This window comes from Fluviicola sp. (assembly GCF_030151805.1).
Taxonomy (GTDB): Bacteria; Bacteroidota; Bacteroidia; order Flavobacteriales_D; family Crocinitomicaceae; genus Fluviicola.
On sequence record NZ_JASLCN010000128.1, the window covers coordinates 1 to 5,383 of the forward strand.

General features: G+C 40.4%; 4 protein-coding genes. 1 reads left to right on the top strand and 3 read right to left on the bottom strand.

What is annotated here, in order from left to right:
- Nucleotides 1-1,229 (top strand): retropepsin-like aspartic protease (locus Q1V93_RS04950; protein WP_300662305.1); only part of this gene is annotated, 1,229 nt, incomplete at its 5' end.
- Between the two features lie 5 nt (nt 1,230-1,234).
- On the opposite strand, the gene Q1V93_RS04955 is transcribed toward Q1V93_RS04950, so the two are convergent.
- The 3 genes from Q1V93_RS04955 to Q1V93_RS04965 form a co-directional block, all read right to left on the bottom strand.
- Entirely contained in the window at nt 1,235-2,029 is a 795-nt protein-coding gene (locus tag Q1V93_RS04955) for a dienelactone hydrolase family protein (RefSeq protein WP_300662307.1), read from the bottom strand.
- 217 nt (nt 2,030-2,246) lie between these two features.
- On the bottom strand, nt 2,247-3,356 hold the full coding sequence (locus tag Q1V93_RS04960; RefSeq protein ID WP_300662310.1) for a tetratricopeptide repeat protein: 1,110 nt from the start codon (nt 3,354-3,356) through the stop codon (nt 2,247-2,249).
- 84 nt (nt 3,357-3,440) lie between these two features.
- The coding region (locus Q1V93_RS04965; protein ID WP_300662313.1) for a DNA gyrase subunit A at nt 3,441-5,383 on the bottom strand (1,943 nt) is incomplete at its 5' end.

Genomic DNA, 5,383 nt, shown 5'->3' on the forward strand with positions numbered 1-5,383 from the left:
ATGCGTTTGACGAAAATAAGTTCTACCTGGAAATAGGTGTTTTGGCCTTGAAGAAAGATTACTTTGAGATCAAAGAATTATTGATTCAAAATAAAAGCCGAATAGATCCGGAGGTTTATTTCTACTATTGGGGGTTGGTTGAAAATGCGTTTTCCAATTTCAAGGCTTCCAATGAAGCAATTGAAACTTTTTTTGAGGGTGCGGATTTTATGAATAACGATACGCTCTTCAAGGAAATTCTGCTTGTTAAACAGCTGAATCTGGTAAATCTTTTTGAATACAAGGATGCTTATCTGACAAACCGGTATATCCTTGAAAATTTTGCACATGTTTGTTCGGCGGCAGAATTGGAAGATCTTTCCAATACCGGATTGATCTGGAAAGCACTCGAAAATCAGGATAAACAACGGATTCATGTTTCTTCGGATGTAAAAATCCAGCTTTCGCGCGATAAGGCAAACCTGGCAAATATTCCAGTAAAAACATCCGCAGTAAGCAAAAACTTTGTGTTTGATACAGGAGCAAATTTTTCGGTTATTCAGCGTTCCGTAGCGCAGGAAATGAATTTTGAAATAATTCCGATTCAATTTGATGTGACGGCAATTACCGGGAAGAAAGTGAAAAGCGACCTGGCTGTCATGAAAGAACTCTGGCTGGGAGATATCAAGTGTGAGAATGTTGTTTTTTTGGTTTTCAATGATCAGGACCTCGCTTTTTCGGAAGCAGATTATAGAATCCAGGGAATTATCGGATTTCCTGTTATCCGGAGCCTGGATGAAATCCGTTTGAATAAATCCGATGAATTATTTATTCCAAAAGTTGCCGAACCCGTTTCAGTGAGTAACATGATCATTAACGGTTTTGTTCCTGCAGTTCAGGTGACATATAATTCCGATACGCTTCAGTTTTCGTTTGATACCGGTGCCGCCGAAACGTTTTTAAATAAGACGTATTATCAAAAATACAAGCGAACCGTGGAGAAAAAGAGCAAAAAGAAAACATTGAGATCCGGCGGGGCAGGAGGTGTTGTCGAATATGTAGGATATGTTCTCCCGAAAGTGACTCTTTCAGTAGGTCAAGCTACAGCAACGTTGAAAGACGTTCAGGTTATGAAAGAGTCCGTGACTGAAACGGATACTGATTTTGACGGGAATTTGGGCCAGGATTTTATCAAGCAATTTGCTGAAATGATCATTAACTTCAAGTACTCCAATATCAGGTTTAACTGATCTGATTAATTGCTGGTGGTTCCGGTTGCGGGAGTGCTTTTGGTGTTTTTATCCTGCAATTTTCCCTGATCGTTGTTTTCTGCTTTCTTCGGAACGCCCACCATGGGCACTTCATTAGCTGCAGTTCGTACTTGGGCAAACAACCAGTCGTACATTTCATCTCCGCGGAAAATTCGTTCCAATGCACCGTGATTTGCTCCGGCTATTTCAGTATAAATGAGGTTTTTTCCGTCATTACATTTTTTTATGGCATTTACCATTTCCCTGGAATATCTCACCGGAACAGCTTCATCGCGGTTTCCATGCTGAATCCACATCGGAATACTCGCCATATTACATGCATCTTTTGGGTTTCCGCCTCCACAAAGCGCTACGGCCGCGGTAATTTTATGTGCATATTTCCCTGCAAAGTGCATTGTTCCATATCCACCCAGGCTCATTCCGCATACATACACACGATTGGTGTCGGTTTTGTAGAGTTTTTGGACATATTGTAGCACTTCCAGTACTTTATCCGGATTCCATGAACCATTTGCTACCTGCGGTGCAATAACAATTGCCGGAACATTTCTTCCTTTTTCGATCTCGTGAATCACACCGTATTTTTTCACCCGATTCAGATCGGTGCCACTCAGGCTTTTTCCGTGCAGGAAAACCAGGATTGGAGGGTTGTTATTTAAAATACTGCTGTCGGGAAGGTTCAACCAAAAATTGTAAGCGGTTTTACCTTTTACCGCGCTCAGTTGAGCGATTGTATTTAAACCGAAAAACAAACAGATTATGATCAATACCTTCTTCATACTTTTTTTGTTGGGGTCACTAAGATAGGGATTATATTATAAATAGAATTTTAAAATTTGGTTAACTCCTGAACGTTTAATGAATTGGCTCGTTAACGGTTTGCCATTTGGCAAACAGGCAAATTGGCAAATTGGAATAATGAGGTTGAAAATTCGGATTAAAACAAGAAAAGCTGCCCGAATCCGGACAGCTTTTTCTATTCTTTTTCTGAAACAATTATTGCTTCGCAGCATCAAGCAATTGCTTGTATTTTGCTTCCTTCTCCGGTTTTTTCAATGCGCGTGCAATTTTGACCAGGCTGTTCAATACTTCCAAATCTTTTGGTACAATGGCAACGTATTTCTCCAATGGATCCATTGCTAAACCATAGTATTCCAAACTCTTTGCAAGCAATTCATCCGATTCTTTTTTAGCACTTGGAGGCAAATCTCCTGCTTTCTGACGAAGATCAAATCCTTTTCCTGAGAAGTAACTTCCTAAGTTATAGTAAGCATCAGAATACTTCGGATCAATTTCGATTGCTTTGTTCAGGTTCGACAAAACAGTTTGATCGTCTTTCATCTCCATTGCAATCGTTCCCAAAGCAAAGTATAAGTGCTTGTCTTTTGGAGATTTTTCGATTGCATGCTTCAGAAATTCCATTGCCTTATCGTTTTGTCCACCTTTGATATAAGCCATTGCAGTAGCACGGTAAATCTCATTCGGCTTGTAATTCATATCAGCACACTTCTTGTAATACTCAGCAGCTTGCGCCCAGTTTTCATCAGATTCTGCAGCCATTCCCTGGTAGTAGATATAAACCGTGTCCACTACATTTAAAACAGAATTATAATCATTGATTGTTCCGAAAATTGCACCTGCTTCTTTGAATTTCTTTGCTTCATAAGCTGCAGAACCAATCGGATGAAGCATTTGCTTAATCACACCGATACTGTTTTGAATATCCGAATCGTACTTATTAGACAAGTCATAAGACTCTTTGTACGCTTTGATCGCGATATCTTTTGCATCTTCCGGCACATTTTTGTTGAATTCGGTGTCTCCAAGAACTTTCAAAAAAAGCATATTGGTATAAATTTCACCTTTATAAAACAATGTTTTCGGGCTTTTTTCCGTTTCCGGATTAGTAGCGGCAATATCAATAGATTCTTTGGCTTTCAGCAATTGTTTCTTTGCTTCTTCCATATTTCCGCCCATTTGTGCTTTTTCAAATGCCTGAAGCGCCAGGACGGCGTCTGTTTCAATCTTTTTTTGAGCAAAAGAAAACGAGGAAATCATCAAGATTCCGGCTATAAATGCTCCTTTAGTAATGTTCAAATAGTTCATAATTGTTTATTTGCTGATTCTTATTTCCAACTTTTGTGCCAGTATTGACAGGATGAAGATGCAAACAAAAATCAAATTCCATATTTATTCTTCAGAATTATTTTCAGTTGATTCATCCAAAGTACCTTCTTCACCTGGTCCGTCAATGATTGTTCCTTCTTCGCCGTCGAATTCTTCATCTTCTTCATCCGAACGGGGAACTCTCGCTACTGCAGCAATGGCAGCCGAACCTTTCAGGTTGATCAAACGAACTCCCTGTGCAGCTCTTCCCATGACGCGAATCGTGTCCATATGCATGCGAATAGTGACTCCGGCTTTGGTAATGATCATCAAATCATCTTCATCCGTAACCGTTTTGATTGCAAGAAGTGGTCCTGTTTTGTCCGTAATGGAAATGGTTTTTACACCTTTTCCTCCGCGATTGGTAATACGGTAAACCGGCTCACCATCTTCCGGATCATTCAGGAATGAACGTTTTCCGTAACCTTTTTCAGAAACAACCAGGATCGTTTCGGAATTGTCTTTCACGCAAATCATTCCGACTACTTCATCAGCATCACTTTGAAGTGTTACAGCACGCACACCGGAAGCATTTCTTCCCATCGGGCGAACTTTCTCTTCGTTGAAACGGATCGCTCTACCAGCTTTGGTTGCCAATACCATTTCATTTGTTCCGTCTGTCAAACGAGCTTCTAACAATTCGTCATTTTCACGGATTGTGATGGCGTTGATACCATTTGCTCTCGGACGGGAATAAGCTTCCAAAGATGTCTTCTTGATGATACCTTGTTTGGTACACATCACGATAAAGTTATTTTCAACGTATTCTTTGTCCGTCAAATCTTTCACTTTCACATAAGCCTTGATCTTATCATCCTGCTCAATGTTCAACAAGTTCTGGATTGCTCTTCCTTTTGCAGTTTTGTTTCCTTCCGGAACTTCAAATACACGCATCCAGAAACAACGACCTTTTTCAGTAAAGATCAACAAGTAATTGTGATTGGTTGCCACGAACAAATGCTCCAGGAAATCTTTATCACGCGTAGTAGAACCTTTCGATCCCATTCCGCCACGACTCTGAACTTTAAATTCGTCCAGGTTCGTACGTTTAATATATCCTGCATGAGAAATTGTGATAACCACTTCTTCATCCGGAATCAAATCTTCAATTTTCATTTCGGAAGCAGAGTATTCGATACGGGAACGACGAGCATCACCGTATTTGTTGCGAACATCTGTCAATTCGTCCTTAATGATCTGCATTCTACGCTCTTCGCGATCTAAAATGTCTTTCAAATCAGTGATTAAAGCCATCAGGTCAGCGTACTCAGCACGTAATTTATCCTGCTCCAGTCCTGTTAACTGACGCAAACGCATCTCAACAATTGCACGGGATTGAATATCTGACAATGCAAAACGCTCCATCAAACGCTCACGCGCTTCTTCCGGGCTTTTAGATGAACGGATGATTGCAATGACTTCGTCAATATTATCAGAAGCAATAATCAATCCCTCTAAAATATGAGCGCGTTCTTCTGCTTTGCGCAATTCATATTTCGTTCTGCGAATAACCACTTCATGTCTGAATTTTACAAATTCAGCAATCATTTCTCTCAGGTTCAACTGGCGGGGTCTTCCATCAACCAAACAAATGTTGTTGATAGAGAAAGAACTTTGAAGAGCTGTATACTTATATAACTTATTTAAAACAACGTTCGGAATCGCTTCGCGTTTCAATTCGAAAACGATACGCATCCCGTTTCTGTCAGATTCGTCACGGATGTCAGAAATTCCTTCGATTTTCTTGTCGTTGACTAATTCTGCAGTTTTCTTGATCATTTCAGCCTTGTTCACCTGGTACGGAATCTCCGTAACGATGATTTGCTCACGACCTCCGCTTTCTTCTATTTCCGCTTTCCCGCGAATCACAACGCGTCCACGACCGGTTAATAAAGCCTCACGAGCCCCATCAACTCCGTAAATAATACCTCCCGTAGGGAAATCCGGAGCTTTTACGTGGTGTAATA

Coding starts and splice junctions, on each gene's coding strand:
- Q1V93_RS04955 (WP_300662307.1), bottom strand. CDS start 2,029: ATGAAGAAGGTATTGATCATAATCTGTTTGTTTTTCGGTTTAAATACA.
- Q1V93_RS04960 (WP_300662310.1), bottom strand. CDS start 3,356: ATGAACTATTTGAACATTACTAAAGGAGCATTTATAGCCGGAATCTTG.